At 34.9% G+C, this 19,302-nt stretch carries 17 protein-coding genes; 1 reads left to right on the top strand and 16 read right to left on the bottom strand.

What is annotated here, in order from left to right; genetic code table 11:
- Positions 1–118: 118 nt before the first annotated feature.
- The 13 genes from QVA17_RS03165 to QVA17_RS03225 all read right to left on the bottom strand — a co-directional run bounded on the left by QVA17_RS03165 (position 119) and on the right by QVA17_RS03225 (position 13,922).
- Positions 119–2,509 (bottom strand): rhamnogalacturonan lyase family protein, encoded by a 2,391-nt coding sequence (locus QVA17_RS03165; protein ID WP_287386383.1) that lies wholly within the window; start codon positions 2,507–2,509, stop codon positions 119–121.
- Between the two features lie 182 nt (positions 2,510–2,691).
- On the bottom strand, positions 2,692–3,303 hold the full coding sequence (locus QVA17_RS03170; protein WP_027431677.1) for an HAD family hydrolase: 612 nt from the start codon (positions 3,301–3,303) through the stop codon (positions 2,692–2,694).
- A 260-nt stretch (positions 3,304–3,563) separates the two neighbouring features.
- Positions 3,564–4,343, bottom strand: a complete 780-nt coding sequence (locus QVA17_RS03175; protein ID WP_287386384.1) for a CAP domain-containing protein — start codon at positions 4,341–4,343, stop codon at positions 3,564–3,566.
- A 344-nt stretch (positions 4,344–4,687) separates the two neighbouring features.
- A complete protein-coding gene (locus QVA17_RS03180; protein ID WP_287386385.1) occupies positions 4,688–5,449 on the bottom strand; it encodes a hypothetical protein in 762 nt (253 codons plus the stop codon).
- Positions 5,450–5,658: 209 nt separating this feature from the next.
- Positions 5,659–6,897 (bottom strand): threonine/serine ThrE exporter family protein, encoded by a 1,239-nt coding sequence (locus QVA17_RS03185; protein WP_287386386.1) that lies wholly within the window; start codon positions 6,895–6,897, stop codon positions 5,659–5,661.
- 28 nt (positions 6,898–6,925) lie between these two features.
- A complete protein-coding gene (locus tag QVA17_RS03190; protein ID WP_287386387.1) occupies positions 6,926–7,573 on the bottom strand; it encodes a helix-turn-helix domain-containing protein in 648 nt (215 codons plus the stop codon).
- Positions 7,539–8,231, bottom strand: a complete 693-nt coding sequence (locus QVA17_RS03195; RefSeq protein WP_074521496.1) for a DUF3990 domain-containing protein — start codon at positions 8,229–8,231, stop codon at positions 7,539–7,541. Before QVA17_RS03195 ends, QVA17_RS03190 begins: the two co-directional genes overlap by 35 nt.
- A 162-nt stretch (positions 8,232–8,393) precedes the next feature.
- A complete protein-coding gene (gene sufU, locus QVA17_RS03200; RefSeq protein ID WP_287386401.1) occupies positions 8,394–8,822 on the bottom strand; it encodes a Fe-S cluster assembly sulfur transfer protein SufU in 429 nt (142 codons plus the stop codon).
- Positions 8,812–10,053 carry an aminotransferase class V-fold PLP-dependent enzyme gene (locus QVA17_RS03205; protein ID WP_287386403.1) on the bottom strand — a complete coding sequence of 414 codons (1,242 nt, stop codon included), beginning with the start codon at positions 10,051–10,053 and terminating at the stop codon, positions 8,812–8,814. Before QVA17_RS03205 ends, sufU begins: the two co-directional genes overlap by 11 nt.
- A gap of 30 nt (positions 10,054–10,083) precedes the next feature.
- Positions 10,084–11,163, bottom strand: a complete 1,080-nt coding sequence (locus QVA17_RS03210; protein WP_287386405.1) for a SufB/SufD family protein — start codon at positions 11,161–11,163, stop codon at positions 10,084–10,086.
- A gap of 138 nt (positions 11,164–11,301) precedes the next feature.
- Positions 11,302–12,711: a Fe-S cluster assembly protein SufB gene (gene sufB, locus QVA17_RS03215; protein ID WP_287386406.1), complete on the bottom strand. Its 1,410-nt coding sequence runs from the start codon at positions 12,709–12,711 to the stop codon at positions 11,302–11,304.
- Between the two features lie 14 nt (positions 12,712–12,725).
- A complete protein-coding gene (gene sufC, locus QVA17_RS03220) occupies positions 12,726–13,469 on the bottom strand; it encodes a Fe-S cluster assembly ATPase SufC (RefSeq protein WP_287386408.1) in 744 nt (247 codons plus the stop codon).
- Positions 13,470–13,922, bottom strand: coding sequence for a winged helix-turn-helix transcriptional regulator (locus QVA17_RS03225; protein ID WP_287386409.1), 453 nt, complete (start codon positions 13,920–13,922; stop codon positions 13,470–13,472).
- Between the two features lie 311 nt (positions 13,923–14,233).
- Between QVA17_RS03225 and QVA17_RS03230 the strand changes: the two genes are divergently transcribed.
- Positions 14,234–15,583, top strand: coding sequence for an MATE family efflux transporter (locus QVA17_RS03230; protein ID WP_287386410.1), 1,350 nt, complete (start codon positions 14,234–14,236; stop codon positions 15,581–15,583).
- Between the two features lie 127 nt (positions 15,584–15,710).
- Here QVA17_RS03230 and QVA17_RS03235 read toward each other — a convergent pair whose 3' ends face one another.
- The 3 genes from QVA17_RS03235 to QVA17_RS03245 are packed head-to-tail and all read right to left on the bottom strand — an operon-like array spanning position 15,711 to position 19,106.
- Positions 15,711–17,834 (bottom strand): hypothetical protein, encoded by a 2,124-nt coding sequence (locus tag QVA17_RS03235; protein WP_287386411.1) that lies wholly within the window; start codon positions 17,832–17,834, stop codon positions 15,711–15,713.
- Positions 17,827–18,729 (bottom strand): ABC transporter ATP-binding protein, encoded by a 903-nt coding sequence (locus tag QVA17_RS03240; protein WP_287386412.1) that lies wholly within the window; start codon positions 18,727–18,729, stop codon positions 17,827–17,829. The genes QVA17_RS03235 and QVA17_RS03240 overlap by 8 nt, the downstream gene beginning before the upstream one ends.
- Positions 18,726–19,106 (bottom strand): GntR family transcriptional regulator, encoded by a 381-nt coding sequence (locus QVA17_RS03245; RefSeq protein ID WP_242826375.1) that lies wholly within the window; start codon positions 19,104–19,106, stop codon positions 18,726–18,728. Before QVA17_RS03245 ends, QVA17_RS03240 begins: the two co-directional genes overlap by 4 nt.
- Positions 19,107–19,302 lie beyond the last annotated feature (196 nt).

Raw genomic sequence — 19,302 nt, forward strand, 5'->3', positions numbered from 1 at the left:
TTATCGCAGATTAGAAATCATAGCAATCTAAAAATTATAAACCTGTACAAAGTTCTTATTCTAATTCTTAATAAAGCCCTTAATAAGAAGCTTTTCCTATAGACTTTAGTTTGAAGCCTTAGTTTGAAACCTCCACTAAGCGCCAATCCTGACAGTTATAGCCATTCATTGAATACTCCTGTACATTTGCACCAGAAGCAGTTGAACCATTAACAATTTCAATAACTGACTTGTCTGCAGAAGCTTTTGTATAAATCTTATAACTTCCGTCTGAATTTTTTGAGAATTTAAATAGCTGAGCATCACTGCCGGTATCTGTATAAATCTGGATATTAGTACCATTTGCAGCATTATTATAAGCCACATCAAGTAGGTACGTATTTCCATCACCTAAACAGCTATAAATATAGTAATAGCCGTTTCCGCCATACTTCACTCTCCATGTGTTATAATTTCCAGCGCCATAAGCACCCCACTGGTCAACATTTGCACCAGCTGCTGCAGTTCCGTTTTGAACCTCTAAGTAGAGGCCAGAGTTTACATTTTGAATCATGTAAGTCTTTGACTGGTCAATAGCTGAAGCAGATACTGTTGATGAGCTTGATCCTGAACTAGAGCCTGAGCTTGATCCTGACTTTGCTCTTACTGATACCTTTGGCCAAGTTGGAAGGCTTGCATCAGAACCTAGATAGAAGCTTGTGTGAGCTGGCTGGTTATAGCCAACATTTTGTCCTGCCACCTGATTTCTATACTGTGGGTCCTGCATTAGAGTTGTAATTCTATAATCTGTATCATAAGGTGTTTCATAAATTCTAATGGCGCTGCCATCTGCAGTCTGCCAAATAACTTCTTCTCTCCAGTCGCCAAAAATATCTGCGCAAAGACAAGGTGTTGCCTTAGTTGAGTTATTAGAAGCTATTTCACTACTTGAAAATAAAGTACTAATCTTAGAACTACTTATATATTTAGTAATCTTAGTTCCGTCTAGCAATTCATTTTCCAAATCCCCATCCCAGTAGCAAAGGAAGTTTACTGAAGGGCGGTTTGTGGCAATACTTGTGCCTGATGAATTGTAAACGTTTGAAGATGCAGTTGAGAAAAATTCTGCTCCGTAGTTGCCGGCATAGATATTACCTGCAAGGGCTCTACCTGTGTCTGCGCTGGCATCATAGTGAAAAATCTTCTTGCCTGTATTGGCATCAAGTAAAGATACACCATATGGTTTTTCCTCATGACAAGTCCAAACTTCAAGTCCTGCTCTATTTGGAAGGAAATCTCCTACATGAAGGGCATCGCCGTGACCAAGCTTTGTGCACCACTTAATACTGCCATCATCATCCAAACAAAGACCGCCAAAGATAAGCTCCTGCTTGCCATCACCATCTACATCTGCCGGCATGCAGTTATGATTACCATTACCTGCTGCATAGGAATTTGCAGAATCATTTGTATCAAATGTCCAACGCACCTTTAATTTCTTATTAACTACATCATAGGCTGTTGCTGTCATTCTTGTGTAATATCCTCGACAAGTTACTGCAGTAGGATGATCTGAGTCAATATACATAACTGCACCAAGAAATCTATCTACTCTATTTCCATAAGAATCGCCCCAGCTCTTAACTGTTCCTCTAGCTGGTGTGTAATTTACAGTATCTAAAACAGCACCTGTCTGACCATCAAATAGTGAGTAATATTCAGGTCCTGATAAAATATAGCCCTTGGAATTTCTGTAGTCTGCGCTGGCATTTCCTATTACATTGCCCTTGCCATCCTTTGTGCCATCGGCTGTCTTACAAGTCATTTCTGCCTTGCCATCCCCATCAAAATCAGCTACTAAAAACTGAGTATAATGAGCGCCGGCTCTAATATTTTTACCTAAATCAACTCTCCAGAGTCTTGTGCCATCTAGCTTATAGCAATCGATGTAGACATTGTCTGTCTTTCCTGACTGAGAGTTATCCTTTGAATTAGATGGATCCCATTTTAAAAATATTTCATAAGTTCCATCTCCATCAACATCCCCAACAGATGCGTCATTTGGAGTATAGCCAGAGCCTGGCTTATCAAGCTTTAACTCTAAGTAGGACTTATCTGATTTTACCACTGGTGAATCAGTGGATTTTTTTACGTTATTTACATAAGTATCTACTCTGTAGTTTGAGTTTGCATTTCCATTCTTATCAATATAGCAGGTTGCATCCCCTGCGTTGCTTGTATATATGAGAGAATTGTCTCTATACAATTTAAATACTGTGTTTGAAGAATCACTTGCTAGCATACGCCAGCTTACAATCATGCCTGAGCCTGTGTTGAATGCCGTTACACCCCTGTTTAAGTATTCAACCGTTACTGCGCTGCTTGTAGCAGCCTCTGTTTTTGTAGTATTTGCTACTGTTCCAAGCAATCCGCCAAAAAGCATGCTTGTCACTGTTAAACTAGCCATAAATAAAGATGCTAGCTTTTTGGTCCCCCTAGACCTAGGCTTAAGTCTCATAAATTTTGCCATAATACCTCCTAAGTATCTAAACATTAATTACGTTAGTCAATTTGCAGACCCCCTTTGACCAACATCTTTATAATATTCAATTATTAAAATTTCTTCAATAGTCCCTTAAACCTATAAAAAAGGCATTATACCTATATTTCTAGGTATAATGCCTATAAAGTCACACTTTTGTTTTAGATTTTTTAGCAAGCAATTAACTCTTCTAGTAAATCCACTAGCTGTTCCTTAGATTCAATAACCACGCTATCCATGCCAGCCTTAATAGAGCCCTCAACATTTTCCTTTCTATCATCAAGGAAAAGACATGTGCTTGGATCTAATTCGTATTTATTAAAAAGCGCCTGATAAATTGCTAAATCCGGCTTTAATTCATGCACCATATAAGAAACCATCTTGCCATCTACATAGTTCCAAAAGCTAGCGTCCTTTGCATGAGAATCAAGAAGGTCCTTTGAATAGTTTGATAAAATGTAAATGCCATAGCCCTTAGACTTTAACTGTCTTACAAGCTCCCATACATCTTCTCTTTTAACTCTCATAAGATGAGCATTAGTAAAAAACCAGTCTAAAATATCAGCATCCTTAGGATATTTCTTCTTATAAGTATCAACAATCTCCTCATAAGTCATAACCCCTCTATCAAACTCAAGCCATAACTTATCTGTAAAAATTCTTGGTCCAAACTCTTCTACTCTTTCCTTATCAAGACCATAATCATCTGTTAGCATCTCCTGCCATCTATAACCCATTAATACATTACCTATATCAAATACGATATTCTTATACTTCTTCATCTTCTTCCTCCCTTTGCAAATGTATTAATATTTTCCACGAAAACAAAAATAGTGTCAAGTAAAAGACGTGTCAGGGTGGGGTTTCTGCCATGCGGATAAACTTCGTCCGCACCCAGGCTTGCCACTCGTGACACGTCTTCATTATTCAATGAAACCCTTTAATTAGCTTTCATAAAGCTCTAAACAGGCCATTTAGACCTTGGGGAACCGTAGGGCTTCACTATGAACTTAATATCGGGTCATATTAAATTGTCAAAAAATTAATTCATAAATATAGCCACCCAATAGTAATTACCTTCACTATCCTGGGCTACTCCAACACCCACTCTGGTGTATTTAGAGGAAACTAAAACATTATAATGAGATGGAGATCCTATCCATCCATCAACAATTCCACTAGGACTTGTTTGGTATCTTCCCATCACTTCACCAAACAATCCTGCTAAACCATAATATGATGCAATCGTTGATGCTTTACTGCCATTCGGCCTCATGTGATGTCCTGTTGTGGAATCCACAACAAAGAAGTTATTAACAGCATTCTCATAGGCTCTATGACAAGCTGCTAAGGTAATAGTCTGATCTAAGCTTACAGCCCCAAGTCCTTGGCTCGCTCTAAGATCATTAATTAAACTATAAACTTCATTGATATATGAACTATAAGTTGATGCATTCACCCTAGCTTGTGCAGCATACGCAGCGTCTCCTGAAAGCACCTCACTTGTCGTCTCTTCTGTAAGGGCCTCTGTTGGCTGTGTAGTTGCCTCTTCTGTCACAGCAGCTACTGTTGCTGTTTCTTCTACATAACTCTCAGTTTCTAGCTCCTGAGTTGTAATTTCTTCAGTAACCTCTTCTACAGTTGTTTCTGTATAGCTTTCCGTTTCAATCACATCCTCTACATTAGCTGCTAAATCCTGATTAGCATTTGATTGAAAAAAATTAGGATTTACACTGGCAAAAACAGCAATTCCTCCAGCAATTACAACAATCGAGCTTGCTAATACAATTGAAAGTTTCTTTCCAAACTTCTTCTTTAACATCTCTTTACTCTCTCCCATCCCTATTATATTAAATTTTAGCCCGTCTTTAATGTAGGTTTATATTACACCCACTGTACGTGAATGTCAACTAAAATTTAGTACCCTAGTACTAGTCCTATTTTGAAATTAGTACCTTCGTAATGAGGAAGAAATCCTTTATTTATGCCTGTTTAAGCCTAATTTTTCGTGTTAATAAACTTCGAATATATAAAGTATTGTGTAAAAAATAGTACCTGCTATAGTCAAATTTCACTATAAATTTTTAGGAAAAAAAAGGAACGACAAAATAGCAAAACCTGATGTCGTTCCCTTATAATTTTATTCATTTTTATATTCATTTATATCTAATTACTTTTTCTAAAATCATGCATGTAGGCCACAAATAAAATATAGATTAAAAGCAATGAAAATAATCCGCAGGAAATTGATCCATACATAAGATAATTCATTGATACAATCATTACACTAGATGCTACAAGCATAATCATTCTTGTTAGATTCACTAATTCAAAGAAGGCTAAAAAGGACTTCTTCTTACTATAGTGAGGTTCCATCATAGGAGCAAGTAATGCCCAGGCAACCGTTGCAATCTCAAGACCAAACACGTTGTTTATTTCCCTATTTATCACATATCCCCATGTCATTACAAGGATAAATGTAGCAATAAAATAAATAGTCTTTAAAACTCTTGCCCTCTTAATATTCCTAACAGCTTCTTTTAACTCAACACATGCGCCATATAAGTTAATATTTCTTATTTCTTCCTTAGTTAGACAGGAATTAAGATTAATTGTACCTGTCTCATCTGACTTTAACTTATATAATGCCGCTTTGATTTTACGTTCTGAAACTTCTTCAAGGCCAATAATCACATTGGCAAATCTGTTAAAAAAGGCGATTTTCTTATCTGAGCAAGAATCTAAAATCTCGTCTAAGTGCTCAATCATAAGTTCACTTAAACCAGATTCATCTGAAAGATTTAGCAAAATATCGTCGAGGTTGTCATCAGATGTATCTGCACCTATTTCTTTGACCTTTCGCTTAAAGTAGTTTACTACTTCCAATATACGGCTGTTATAATCCAGTAATTCTTCCGCTGAATTCATAATACCCCCATTCTATTGGATGTAAGCCACCTCCCCATGCTACCCCAATTAGTTTTATTTAATTCCCACGATTGTTGTACATTTATTATACAACAAATTTCCCCAAAAAACTTGTATATAATAAAAACAACACCTTCTAAACTTTGACTCAAATCAAGATTTAGAAGGTGTTAACATATTTATCAAATCGCAAAATCAACATCTTGTATCTAACGATCTCTTTTTAAAATAAATCTTTTTGTGAGACCTTTTTCATCCAATCTCTTAGTAATAACATCAGCTATGGCAGTAACAATTATTACACCTGCGGCAATACCAAAAGATATAAGAATTGTTCTTAAACCAAATGAGGAAAAACCTGACCAGTCTCCAGCTACAGCCTTTCTTAGAGTTCTATATAATAGGCCTCCTGGTACCATTGGTACGATTCCAGGTACTAAAAATACTGTAACCGGACATTTATAAACTCTTGCCAAAAATTCTGCCACAATTGTAATTACAGCGGAAGCAATTATATATGAAAGAAATTCCATCACTCCAAAGTTTTGTAAAATAATAGCCACCGCCCAAGCAAAGGCTCCTCCTATGGTACCAGCTAAAATATGCTTATAATCAAGATTAAACCAAAGGGTAATACCAAAAGTTCCACCAAGGGCGGAAATAATTGTAACCCATATATTTACATCACTTCTAACCTCTGAACTTGTAGTACATAGCGCAAAACCAAAAGCAATACCAAGACAAAGAATAATAGATTCTGCACTTCTTAAAAGACCTGTAATTGTCTCCCCGGAAAACATATCTCTGATAGAGTTTGTAAAGGCGAGTCCAGGTACAAAGGGCATGATATTTCCCATACTTATAGCCGCAGCATTTAGTGGTACACCTATTGATATTGGTATATCGGCTGCCAAACCACCGGCAAAGCTACATATAAGAATTGCATAGTAATTATTTAGACTTAAACTTAAAAGATAACTATATACCACTCTTAATATTGCACCTAAAACGCCTGAATATATGGCTTCTACTATATTTCCACCAAAGAAAATACAAAAAAAGGCAGACACTAAAGCCCAGGACATAGCTAGCTTTAAAAGAGACACATCTGCCTTCTCATTTATTTTATCTAGTCTTTCTCGAAAATCCTCTAAACTTACATAACTACTGCAAACACATCTTGATAGATTATTTAACTGGGACAATTTATGCATATTATAATCTTGTCCCGGCACTCTTCTTGTCTGAGTAACCACTCTGTCATCATCTGTTTGAACTGTAACTATTAAACAGGAAGTAATTCCTAAAATATCTACTTTTTTTGCGCCGTAAGCATAACAAATTCGGCTAACAGTTGATTCTACTCTGCTTACCTCTCCGCCTGCCACGTACAAGCTCTCTCCCAAATCAAGAGCGCACTTTACAATCTGTTCCCATCTATTTGCCATAACAACTAACCTCTTATAAGCTTGCGCATTATCTTTCCAATATATCTTCAACATCACAGGCAAGGGCCTTAGCTAAATTAAGAATTGTAGCCACACTTGCCTTATTTATATCATTCTGACGTTGTTCATAGAGCTGAATCATTCTATAAGTAACCTCTGATTCATTGGATAATTGCCTCTGGGACATCCCTCTTGCCTTTCTGATTTTGGCAAGATTAGTATTTTTATCTCTTCTCTTTTGACTAATAATTTTATTAGCTTCTTTCACGAATTCTTCTACGTCTTCATCATGGAGTCCGTCGTACAAGGACAATATCTTCTCTATTGTAAGCCCTCGATTGAAAATGTCAACAAATCTTAGAGAACTTTTCCATTGAAAATATGCCAAGGCCCAGCCAGTCCAATATTCCGCCTCGTCAAAGTTCTTATTTCTTGGCTTAATTGCCTGTATATCCTTGCCTTGCTTTAGTAAAACTGTATCTACTAATTCCACTCCTGACATACCAGTTATATACTTTGGATTACCGATTTCAAACTGTCTAGCAATGCCGGTCTCAATAAAGCTAATTAAGAACTCATCCCCATCAATTCCTAAATCATATATAGCATAATCAAACATATCCCCAAGATTACACATTGCATCATCCAAGTATGTATCGTTGTAGGCATTCATCATTGGATTTCCACCCCTTTTCCACTATATCGTTAATATAGAGCTTAAGTCCGTCGTCCTCCTCACTTATAGACTTCGTAAATTCCTCTCTAAACTTCATATCTCTGGCTATTTTTTTAGGATAATAAATCTCCTTATTTGCGAAGCTAGCCTTTTTAAATTCTAATAAATCGTAGACTTTCTTAGTTCTAAGTAAAAGTTGAATTCCATTTTTGCCTAAATCCATAGACTTATAAAAATTTTCAAGGGAAATATCATTATTAAGAAAAGCATTAGTGATGGCAAAGTAAGAATCGTCAGCTCTGTAGCCTCTTACAATGTCACATTTCCAATAATCCACATAGAAATTATCTAAAATGTACTTTCTAGCCCTTATAGCATCCTCGCCGTTAATCCTAAACTGCCTGTTTTCAAGGACTATTGCCATCCAATTAAAAATGTTATACTCACCGGAATTTAAATCTAGAAAATTAATGCCCTCACCCTTTAAATTGATTTCAAACTCACTAACAAAGCCATTAGTTTTGTTTTGACAGGCCCATTCTTTAGTAATCTCCATCTCTTGTGAACAATAAAAGCCCTGACCAAAATCATTAAAAATAAAGCCTTCTCCCCAGACAGGCTTCTTTATAATACGTTCGGCACCATGGTATAGTTTCATAAAACACCCTCTTATTTAATTTTAATCACGAAAAAACCATCGTTAAAACGATGTATATACTTTAAGTATATTATATCGTCTAAACGATGGTTTGTAAACTTATTCTATAATTTTTATTCCGTATAAAAGAATTGCTTACTCTGCGCTAAAGTAGGAGATTACTTACTCTACGTCAAACAATTCCTCTAATGTATGCCAAGAAAGAACCGCACACTTTACTCTAGCTGGCATATGGGAAATATCCTGTAATGCGCCTGCCTCTTCAAGGCTTTCTATTTCCTCAAGGCTTGCCTCGCCCTTAATCATTTTTAAGAAAATGTTAGCATAGTTTAAGGCTTCCTCTTTGGTCTTACCTAACACTAAATCAATCATCATATCTGCGCTAGCCTGAGAAATAGCACAACCATCGCCTACATAGCCTGCATCAACGATTTTGTCATTCTCCACTTTAAGCTTTAAAGTTATTTCATCACCACAAGAAGGATTAACTCCCCTAAGTTCTAAGTTTGCACCTTCTATTTCATGTTTATGAAAGGGATTTATATTGTGTTCTGTTAATATTTCATTATAAAAACTTCTATTATTCTCCATAACCTAATTTACCTCTAATCTGTGATAGGGCATCAATAAATCTATCGATATCCTTTTCATTATTATAAAATCCAAGACTAGCTCTTGTTGTTGAGTTTAAGCCTAAATACTTAGTAAGTGGCTGAGCGCAGTGATGTCCTGCTCTTACCATTACATCTAGAGAATTCATGATTTCTGATATATCATGTGGATGGCAGCCATCAACTGTAAATGTTAAAATGCCATGATGATCGGCTGGATTTTGTGAACCCACTATGTTTACATGAGGAATAGCTTTCATTTTCTCAAAGGCATAAGCTGTCAACTGATTCTCTCTTTCCTCAATATAGTCAAATCCAACCTTATTAATGTAATCAATAGCTGCATGTAAACCTACTGCACCACTGGCATTAACAGTTCCTGCTTCAAACTTATGTGGAAGTTCTGCATATGTAGCGCCCTCAAGTGTTACATATTCAATCATCTCTCCACCATAAAGGAATGGTGGCATTTTCTCTAATAACTCTTCTTTTCCATAAAGAACACCAATTCCCATTGGGGCTAACATTTTATGGCCTGAAAATGCTAAGAAATCAACATCAAGTTCCTTAACATCTACCTTCATATGAGGTACAGACTGTGCTCCATCACAGACAAATATTGCTCCATTTTCATGGGCTAACTTTGCCAAAGCCTTAATATCATTTTTTATACCAAGTACATTAGAAACCTGAGTAATAGCAACTAATTTAGTGTTTTTACTAATGGCTTTTGATAACACATCAACTGTTATTGCACCATTTTCATCAATATCAAGATATTTAATCTTGGCGCCTGTAGCCTTTGCTACTTCCTGCCAAGGAAGCATGTTAGAGTGATGTTCCATAATGGAAACAAGGATTTCATCTCCCTCTTTTAAGAAGGCCTTGCCATAGGAATTGGCTATTAAATTCAAACTCTCTGTAGCATTTCTTGTAAATACAATTTCGGAAATCTTTCCGGCATTGATAAATTTTCTTACTGCTTCCCTAGCATCCTCATAGGCATCTGTAGCCTTAACAGATAGGTCATATAATCCACGTAGAGGATTTGCATTTGACTCTTCATAATAATATGTAACTGCCTCAATTACCTGTCTTGGTTTCTGTGATGTTGCTGAATTATCAAGATAGGAAGCACTATCATTAATAATAGGAAAATCTTTTCTTAAATCTGCACCAATATTTCTTAATTCTTCTAATGTATAGCTCATACTCTAACACTCCTCCCTTTAACTAGCTAATTACTCTATAAAAGATAGCCACTTTGTTTTTATTTCTTCATCTGAAATCTTTGCAACAACTGAATCTAATCTAGCCTTTGCAAGCATTTCATAAATATTCTCTTCTTTTATACCTCTAGACTTTAGATAGAATAATTCCTCTTCATCTAACTGACCAATGGTTGCACCATGATCTCCCTCCACGTCTTCCTCATCACAAAGAATAAGTGGAATTGTCTGATTAATAACTCCATCATCTAGAAGTAAAACATCTTCTAGCTCTTGACCTTTAGATGCCACACAACCCTTTATAAAATCAATGGTTCCTCTAAAAATCTTAAAAGCTTCATCTCTTAAAATACCCTTAACATTAAGAGTACTATCAGTTTTTCTTCCTGTCTGGAAAGCTACAAAATTCATATCAAGTCTGTCTCTATTATCAACTAAGTAGCCAACCTCTGCATGAAACTCTGAAGCATCTCCTACAAGATTTGCTCTTGAACCTAAGTAAGTTTTTGCAGTCTTTAATATTACTTCCTGTAAATTCACTACTGAATTTGCAGCCTGCATAGTTCCTATGTCATTAACAAAAGTTACTCCTGCCCCAAGTCTTTGAAGTTGGATAAATTCTAGGCTTGCGCCTTCTTCTAAAACAAATTTTGTCTGAACTGCAAGAAATGCCTTTGCCTTATCTTCACTTTCAAATTCTTCAATTACCTTAGCTTTACAGCCCTTCTTAACAGTTATTTCAAAGGCTGAGGCCCAATTTGCTCCATCCACTAACTTAAATGACAATACTAAAGTATCTCCAGAATTTTCATTTATTTCATACTGATTAAGACTTATATTATTAGTGCTAAGAAGATTGTCCATATCAGGGCCAACGCCAGTTACATTGACGCCATTCTTAGCAGCAATTCTCATTGCATTATTGTCTCTTGCATCTATATTGAGGCCTTTTATCTGGCCAAGTTCACAATTTATGTTATTGGCTCTAGTCACAGTAAAGATAGCGTTTGATAGCTTATCTGCTACTTCTATTTCACTGCCATTCATTTTAAGATGATTCCAGGTTTCAGCTGGCAAATGATTTATATACATGTGTCCCTCCTTGTTATACTTTGTCAATACCGGTAGTCTTTTTTTTGAGGAGTTGCATCCATGAGATACGCTTCGCGTTAGGATGCAACGAGATCAAAGGGATCCTCCCACTTTGTGGGTCCCTCCTTTGATCAGTCCTTATCCTATAGTACCTTTCATCTCTAAGCGGATGAGGTTGTTCATTTCTATGGCATATTCTAGTGGTAACTCTTTTGAAACATTATCTGCGAAGCCACTTACGATTAAGGCTCTTGCATCTTCTTCAGATAAACCACGAGACATTAGGTAAAATACTGTATCATCGCTAATGCTACCAATCTTAGCTTCGTGTCCTACATCTGCGTCCTTTGTTCTAATATCCATTGCTGGAATTGTATCTGAACGAGATTCGCTATCAAGCATTAATGAAGCACAGCTTATAGATGACTTTGAATTCTTTGCCTTAGGATTAATATTTACAGAGCTTCTAAATGTATTGCCACCGCCTGACTTTGATATTGATCTTGTATTAACATAACTTGTGGTATTAGGACCATTGTGAATTACCTTACAACCTGTATCTAGATCCTGTCCTGCGCCAGAAAATGTTACGCCTGTAAATTCAGAACGAGCACCATCTCCCTGAAGAACAGAAGTTGGATAAAGGTAAGATACATGAGAACCAAATGAACCAGATATCCACTGAATTGTTCCGCCATCTTCAACTAAGGCTCTCTTAGTATTTAAGTTATACATATTCTTTGACCAGTTCTCAATTGTAGAGTAACGAAGCTTTGCATTTTTACCAACAAATAATTCAACACAACCTGCATGTAAATTAGCCACGTTATACTTTGGAGCTGAACAACCTTCTATAAAGTGAAGGTCGGCACCTTCATCTACAATAATTAAAGTATGCTCAAACTGACCTGCTCCTGGGGCATTTAGTCTAAAGTAAGACTGAAGTGGGATTTCCACCTTAACCCCCTTAGGAACATAAACAAAGGAACCGCCTGACCAAACTGCTCCGTGAAGAGCCGCAAACTTGTGGTCTGTTGGAGGTACGAGCTTCATAAAATGCTCTCTAATCATATCTCCATACTCTCCATGCATTGCAGACTCTAGGTCTGTGTAGATAACACCTGCCTCAGCTACTTCCTTTTTTATATTATGGTAAACAAGCTCTGAATCATACTGGGCACCAACCCCTGCAAGAGATTCTCTTTCTGCTTGTGGTATTCCTAATTTTTCAAATGTATCTTTAATCTCTGTTGGAACGTCCTTCCAATCAGCCATCATCTTATTATCTTTAGGACGAACATAAGTAACGATGTTGTCCATGTTAAGGCCATCAATTGCTGGGCCCCACTGTGGGAATGGTGTATCATTAAAAATCTTAAGAGACTTAAGTCTTAAATCAAGCATCCATTCTGGATCATTCTTCTCTTTAGATATCTGACGAACAATCTCTTCTGATAGGCCGCCATCTAATCTAAAAGCGTCTTTATCTTCATTTCTAAAATCGTAAAGACTTCTATCTATATCTTCAACGTATGTCTTTTCCTTCATAGCTTCCTACCTTTCTAGTTAATATATTTTTCAAATCCTTCCTTGTTGATTTCATCAACTAATGTAGCATCTCCTGACTTAACGATCTTTCCATCCACTAGGATATGTGTGTAATCCACATCAAGAGACTCAAGAATTCTTGTACTATGAGTGATAATAATTAAAGCTCCGCCTACCTTCTCTTTATAAGCCTTAATACCTTCAGATACAGTCTTTACTGCATCTACATCAAGGCCTGAATCTGTTTCATCAAGAATTGCTAGATTTGGCTTTAGCATAAGAAGCTGTAAAATCTCAGCCTTCTTTTTCTCACCACCAGAAAATCCTACATTTAAATCTCTATTAGCATAAGAAGGATCCATAGATAATAACTTCATTGAATTTTCCAAGTCTTTTCTAAAATCCCATAATCTAATTCTTCCACCATTTCTATTCTGATAAGCATTTCTAATAAAGTTTGAAAGTGTAATACCAGGAACCTCAATTGGATTCTGGAAAGATAAAAACATACCTTTTTTTGCAATCTCATCTGTTCCTGCTTCTGTAATATCCTCACCATTAAAGAAAATCTGACCTGAAATTTTCTCATACTTTGGATTACCCATTAAAACATTTCCAAGAGTTGACTTACCAGCACCGTTAGGTCCCATAATTACATGAGTTTCACCTTCATTAATTGTTAGATTTAAGCCATGTAAAATCTCATTATCTTCAACTCTAGCCTTTACATCTTTTACTTCTAATATCTTGTTAGCCATTTATACTTCCTCCTTAATTGGCATTTTTTTATTATCTTTAATACCCGCATTTACAAGGCAACCTGCTCTGTCAGCCTTAACAGCTTCTTCAAGTCTTTTCTGTGCTGCTTCTAAATTACCTTTAGCTTCTATCTTAAATTGTTCCATAGACCACTTTCTAATGATGTCTAGAATCGGAATAGTTGATTCACCCTTTGGTGTTAATGAATACTCAACTCTTGGCGGAATCTCTCCATATTGCTTTCTCTCAACAATATTCTCTTGCATTAATTCCTTCAAAGTAGATGCAAGCATTCCATCTGTAATTTCTGGCATATCTTCTCTTAATTGGTTATAACGAAGGGTTCCCTTATCATTTAAAACACATATTACTCTAGCCTTCCACTTTCCTCCGAAAACCTGTAATCCGTATTCTATTGGACAATAAATACTATTCTTCTTATCTTCTTTCATACACACCTCGTTAATCCTCATAAACTCTTTATTTATCTTCTCTACAATAATAAATCGAGCACAATCTTTACTGTAGTTTATTGGATTATAGCACTACACTATTAATATTGCAAGCTACTATTAAAAATAATAGTAATGGAATTTTACTAGCTTTCTTAATATTTTATTTTTCCAAAAAAATCTGTATAATTGTTTATGACATTTTTTCTAGGAAATATCAGATTTACAAATTTGATTATTTTATATATTTTTTCAGAAAGGAGAAAGATAAACATTTTCTAAAAAATAAAAGAAACTGTTTATTAAGAAGAATGACTAAAGACTTAACTAAGGGTAAAATTATGCCTCAACTAATTAATTTTACTATTCCCCTAATTATTGGTAACATTTTCCAATTGACCTATAATGCCATGGATAGCATTATTGTTGGTCGTTTTGTAGGAGCTGAAGCCCTTGTGGCAGTGGGTAGCGCAAACCCTATCACTACACTTATGATCAATCTCCTAAACGGACTTTGCATGGGTGCTGGTATCCTAATGGGCGTTCAATTTGGCGCTAAGGATTATAAGACTTTAAAAAGACAGATAAGTACCACAATGCTTGCAGGTCTCATTTTTTCAATTTTTATTAGCTTAGTGTGTATTGTAAATGCACCTCTAATTTTAAGATTGTTACAGATTCATGAGTCTGCCCTAGCTATGGGAATTAGCTATATGCGAATCGTTTTCCTAGGTCTAATTTTTACTTATGGCTATAACTTCCTATCAAGTACTCTAAGGGCTTTGGGCGATAGCACGACTCCACTCTACTTCCTAATTTCAAGTGCTATTATTAACATCCTTGGAGATTTGATTTTTGTTATTATCTTTAAAATGGGTAGCAACGGATGTGCTATTGCTACGGTTTTAAGTGAATTTCTTAGCGTAGTTTTCTGTCTTATTTACATAAAAAGAAAAGTTCCTATTCTAAACCTTGGACTTTCTTGGTTTATCTTTGATAAGACACTACTTGCTAAGACAGTTAGTTACGGATGGGCTTCTGCTATGCAGCAGGCCACAGTTCAGATGGGTAAGATTGTAATTCAGGCTATTGCCAATTCTATGGGTATTGCAGTTTCTGCTGCCTTTACAATTGTTAATAGAATCGATGATTTTGCCTATACTCCTGAGCAAAATATTGGTCATGCCATGACAAGTTTTATGGCGCAAAATAGAGGAGCTAAAAACTTCAAGCGAGTAAAATCCGGCTTCCTTGATGGTATGAAATTAGAACTTACCTATGGAGTATTTATTTTACTTGTATGTTACTTACTTGCAAATCCACTTATGATGCTATTTACCAAGGATGCCCTTGTTATAAAAGAAGGTGTTACATACCTTCACGTAATCGCCTTTTGTTATTTACTTCCTGCCATGACTAATGGAGTTCAGGGCTTCTTTAGAGGTATGGGAGATTTAAAGGTTACACTTATTAGTAGTTTCGTAAATATGTTTGTAAGAGTTATTGCTGTAAGTATTCTAGTATTTATATTTAATGCAGAAATTCTTTCCTTCCCTTATGGTTACTTAGTGGGTTGGATTGGTATGTTGCTTGCCGAAATCCCACTACTAATTAAGAATTTAAGAAATTGGGATAAGTTAGAGAGCATTGCTAAAGAATAGCTTAGCGCTTTTGACTTTCAATCTAAATTAAAAAGAACACCCCATTACAGCCCTAGGATTTGGACTATAATGGGGTGCCTTTTTATGCGGGTTATAAGATTTAGCAAATATTTTGCGAAAAATCGCTCTAGTCTATTCGTACATAGAAATAATATTCTTCATCGCAATAGTAATACTCATATTCAGAATCATAAACCATATGAGTTATATTAAGCCCAATAAATTCATCATCTGAATCTACATTAGTAATTTCATTTCCATTTCGCAAAGCATCAATGATAGCCTTTAGGAATTCGCCATCATTTTCCTCTAAATCATCTAGATATAAAACCTCTGATTCCATATCTTCATTTGCTGGAAATTTATAATCAGTAAAATAAATGTCATAATAACTACTTGTATCAGATATATTATATTCATCATAAAGACTGTTAGTATCTGAGTTTAATACATAAGTTTCTAAAATGTCTGCAAGTCCTGTTCTAATTTCTTCCTGCTCATATAAGTCTTCGTTGCAGTAATTCATAACTAAAGCTAGTGCCTTTGGAGTATATTCCTGAGTAATAGGAATTATAACCTTATACTTCTTACCATTCTTTGAAAAATAAGCTCGAATATTAGTACTTGAGCCCTTTACTCTTGCCATATATACATCTTTAAAATCTAATTCGTTTAGTTCTTCCACTGCAGTCTGATATACATTTTTAATCTCAGAACTTGTAAGTTTATCAATTACCGCATCGTATTCAAAACTTGCCTCATTCACATCTGGATATTTATCAAAAGCCTTCTGATAATCCTCGTAATCTGATAGCTTAGAAGCAATCTTCTCAATATCAGAATTGCTTAACCATACAATTCTCTTATTCTTAATAATTGAGCTATTAAACTGTACTTCAACTGCTGTATATCCGTCATCTGTAATATTAAAATCTCTTATATCAGACTTTATAGCTTTCTTTTTAGTTCTCTTATAGGCATCAATTAAAGTATCAATAACTTCTTCATCTGTTATCTTATACTTTCCCGTAATTACGCCTGTGTATTCTGTGGCTTCATATCTATAATTGTTGCCTATAATGGAAATGCTAACATTTTTCACATTATCAGTTGTTGGTGTGTAATTATTGATATTCTTTACAGTCATATTAATGCATAAAGAAATTCCAACTGTAACCACAATACCTACAATTAAACTTGGAATCGCCTTAATGATGCTTGCCACTCTCTTTGAAGCAATAAATTCATAAATTCCAAGAATCACAATAGTAACAAGGAAGGTGGCAACAATTTCCCAAAAGCTCTCAATACTGTGATCTTCATTAATAAATCTCGCAATACTATAAACATTTAAGGCAACTACTATAGCTGTTCTAATTATAAATCTTAAGACTCTACTAATAGCGCCCTTTCCAGCGTATTCACTCTTTCTTTTATTAAATGCATAAGCACCAAGAAGTAAATAAACAAAACTTAGTATAATACTATAAATATATGTTCCAGGATTAGAAATAATATCCGAGAAACTTTCTAAGTGGTTAATTCCTACAAATCTAAACACAAAAGCAACATCAAAATTATAAATGTTATTAAATAGACCAGGAACCTCGTCAACTCTAAGTATTGTTTGAGTGTTAATAAAACTAAAAACTATAGTAGAAATAAATCTTGGTAAAAAAACTATTATGCTAGCTGTTAATACGTTACTAATTATATTTCCTGTTAAAGCGCAAGCTAATGCAAAAGCACAAAGTGCTTGAAAACCATATATAAACAAGGACAAATGCATCAAAAGCATTCCACTATAATCTACTATTAAATAATCCTTATATAACAAAAAACTAACAAGCTGAATTATCATATTAAGTAATAGTATTAAAAACAGCCATACCACTCCTGCCATAAATCGACTTAAGTAAAGTGCAAGTCTAGTATATGGTAGTGAATGATAAAAGTCTGATGAAACTCTTTGATTTAGGAAATGCCATACTATAAGACTAAAAGCGATAACTAATAGTGGGATTATTACTATTAAAAATCCATTCTCGTCAAGTCCTGTAACAATAGCCTTTGAATATTCATACTCTGCATGTATCTGTCCTAAACTATATTTCATTCTTTCTTGAACAAGATCAAAAACAATAGTGAAAGATATAAATAATACACCTATTATTCCAATTATTCCTACAGATTTTAACTGACTAAAAGTCTGTTTAAATAGATTAAAACTAAAAATGCGTTTATTATTCATATGTCGCCTCCAAAAAATCGTATCCAAGTTTTTCCATCTCATATATGAATATTTCTTCTAAAGTTAAAGGTAATACATCAAGTAAAACTGGATTTAAGCCTTTTAACCTATTTACTACGATTTCCTTTTCACCATTAATAATAATATTGGCAACTGAACCTCGTTGAGAATAACTTACTATATCAAAGTCACTAAATTTATCTCTATTAAATTCTTCCCTAAAGGCAATCTGAACCTTAAATTTATGCGTCTTTAATTCAATAATATCACTATCAACCACTAAGCTGCCTTTATGTAATAAAACCAAATGATCACATATATCTTCAAGTTCCCTAAGCGAATGAGAAGTAATAATTACAGTTGCTTTTTTATCTGCAACTATTTCACATATTTTCTTCTTAACAAACTTTCTAACTACTGGATCGAGACCATCAAAAGTCTCATCAAATAATAAATAATTTGCACCTGTAGAAAGGGCAAGTACAATAGCTGCCTGTCTTCTCATACCCTTAGAATAATGTCCTAAATTTTTATTAATATCCAATTTAAAATCTATTATTAACTCATTAAATAAGTCTTTATCAAAATTATCATATACAGAAGCATAGAACTTAGCCATTCGCTTTAAATCTGCACCTGGGAAAAAGTATAATTCATCTCCCACAAGTACAACATCTTTCTTTACTTCAGGATTATTATAAATAGCCTGACCATCGTAAAGTACTTCCCCTTCGTCTACTTCATATATACCTGCTAAAATTCTTAATAATGTGGATTTACCTGCCCCATTAGAACCAACCATTCCATATATACTTGAATCACTAATATTACTGCCAATTTTATCTAAAGCCTGAAAATGATCAAATTTCTTAGATACAGATTTTAATTCAATCATCCATACACCTCCTCGATTATCTTCATAATCTCTTGCTTAGTTACTCCTGCCAACTTCATCTCACCAATTAAATCTTTAAGATCTGCCGCCTGCTCCCTCTTGTCGTTACCTATGATGTCCATTGCATTCTCAGATATAAAAGAACCTTTTCCCGGTACCGAAGCTATCAAGCCCTTTCTATCAAGTTCGGCATAAGCTTTTTGGATTGTATTCGGATTGATGCTTAATTCCCCAGACAAACTTCTTACAGAAGGCATCTTGTCCCCAGATTTCATTACTCCTGTAAGTACCATTGTCTCTACTTGCTCAATTAGTTGTTCATATACTGGTGTACGAGACATTGCATCAATAATAAACATTCTCTGCCTACCTTTCATATACTTACCTTTCATATATGTCTTTAGTTTATCTTCATGTTACAAAATCCAATACTTTACTAGTTAATGTTACATATTATTCTTTATTGTTTCTTGGTGTTTTTTAAAATGTGAATATATAAAATGAAAATTATCTTCTAAAATTTACTACAGTTTCTGGTAAATTGTAATTCTTTTTTGAAAAATCAGCACCCTA

The sequence above is a fragment of the Lachnospira sp. genome (genome assembly GCF_016290755.1).
GTDB classification, from domain to species: domain Bacteria; phylum Bacillota; class Clostridia; order Lachnospirales; family Lachnospiraceae; genus Lachnospira; species Lachnospira multipara.

What these genes read in the sequence shown, in the direction of transcription:
- sufU (WP_287386401.1), bottom strand. Translation starts at nt 8,822, where the DNA reads ATGGAGAATAATAGAAGTTTTTATAATGAAATATTAACAGAACACAAT.
- QVA17_RS03185 (WP_287386386.1), bottom strand. Translation starts at nt 6,897, where the DNA reads ATGGCAAATAGATGGGAACAGATTGTAAAGTGCGCTCTTGATTTGGGA.
- QVA17_RS03225 (WP_287386409.1), bottom strand. Translation starts at nt 13,922, where the DNA reads ATGAAAGAAGATAAGAAGAATAGTATTTATTGTCCAATAGAATACGGA.
- QVA17_RS03170 (WP_027431677.1), bottom strand. Translation starts at nt 3,303, where the DNA reads ATGAAGAAGTATAAGAATATCGTATTTGATATAGGTAATGTATTAATG.
- QVA17_RS03205 (WP_287386403.1), bottom strand. Translation starts at nt 10,053, where the DNA reads ATGAGCTATACATTAGAAGAATTAAGAAATATTGGTGCAGATTTAAGA.
- QVA17_RS03245 (WP_242826375.1), bottom strand. Translation starts at nt 19,106, where the DNA reads ATGAAAGGTAGGCAGAGAATGTTTATTATTGATGCAATGTCTCGTACA.
- QVA17_RS03235 (WP_287386411.1), bottom strand. Translation starts at nt 17,834, where the DNA reads ATGAATAATAAACGCATTTTTAGTTTTAATCTATTTAAACAGACTTTT.
- QVA17_RS03240 (WP_287386412.1), bottom strand. Translation starts at nt 18,729, where the DNA reads ATGATTGAATTAAAATCTGTATCTAAGAAATTTGATCATTTTCAGGCT.
- QVA17_RS03180 (WP_287386385.1), bottom strand. Translation starts at nt 5,449, where the DNA reads ATGAATTCAGCGGAAGAATTACTGGATTATAACAGCCGTATATTGGAA.
- QVA17_RS03190 (WP_287386387.1), bottom strand. Translation starts at nt 7,573, where the DNA reads ATGATGAATGCCTACAACGATACATACTTGGATGATGCAATGTGTAAT.
- QVA17_RS03195 (WP_074521496.1), bottom strand. Translation starts at nt 8,231, where the DNA reads ATGAAACTATACCATGGTGCCGAACGTATTATAAAGAAGCCTGTCTGG.
- QVA17_RS03210 (WP_287386405.1), bottom strand. Translation starts at nt 11,163, where the DNA reads ATGTATATAAATCATTTGCCAGCTGAAACCTGGAATCATCTTAAAATG.
- QVA17_RS03165 (WP_287386383.1), bottom strand. Translation starts at nt 2,509, where the DNA reads ATGGCAAAATTTATGAGACTTAAGCCTAGGTCTAGGGGGACCAAAAAG.
- QVA17_RS03175 (WP_287386384.1), bottom strand. Translation starts at nt 4,343, where the DNA reads ATGTTAAAGAAGAAGTTTGGAAAGAAACTTTCAATTGTATTAGCAAGC.
- sufB (WP_287386406.1), bottom strand. Translation starts at nt 12,711, where the DNA reads ATGAAGGAAAAGACATACGTTGAAGATATAGATAGAAGTCTTTACGAT.
- sufC (WP_287386408.1), bottom strand. Translation starts at nt 13,469, where the DNA reads ATGGCTAACAAGATATTAGAAGTAAAAGATGTAAAGGCTAGAGTTGAA.
- QVA17_RS03230 (WP_287386410.1), top strand. Translation starts at nt 14,234, where the DNA reads ATGACTAAAGACTTAACTAAGGGTAAAATTATGCCTCAACTAATTAAT.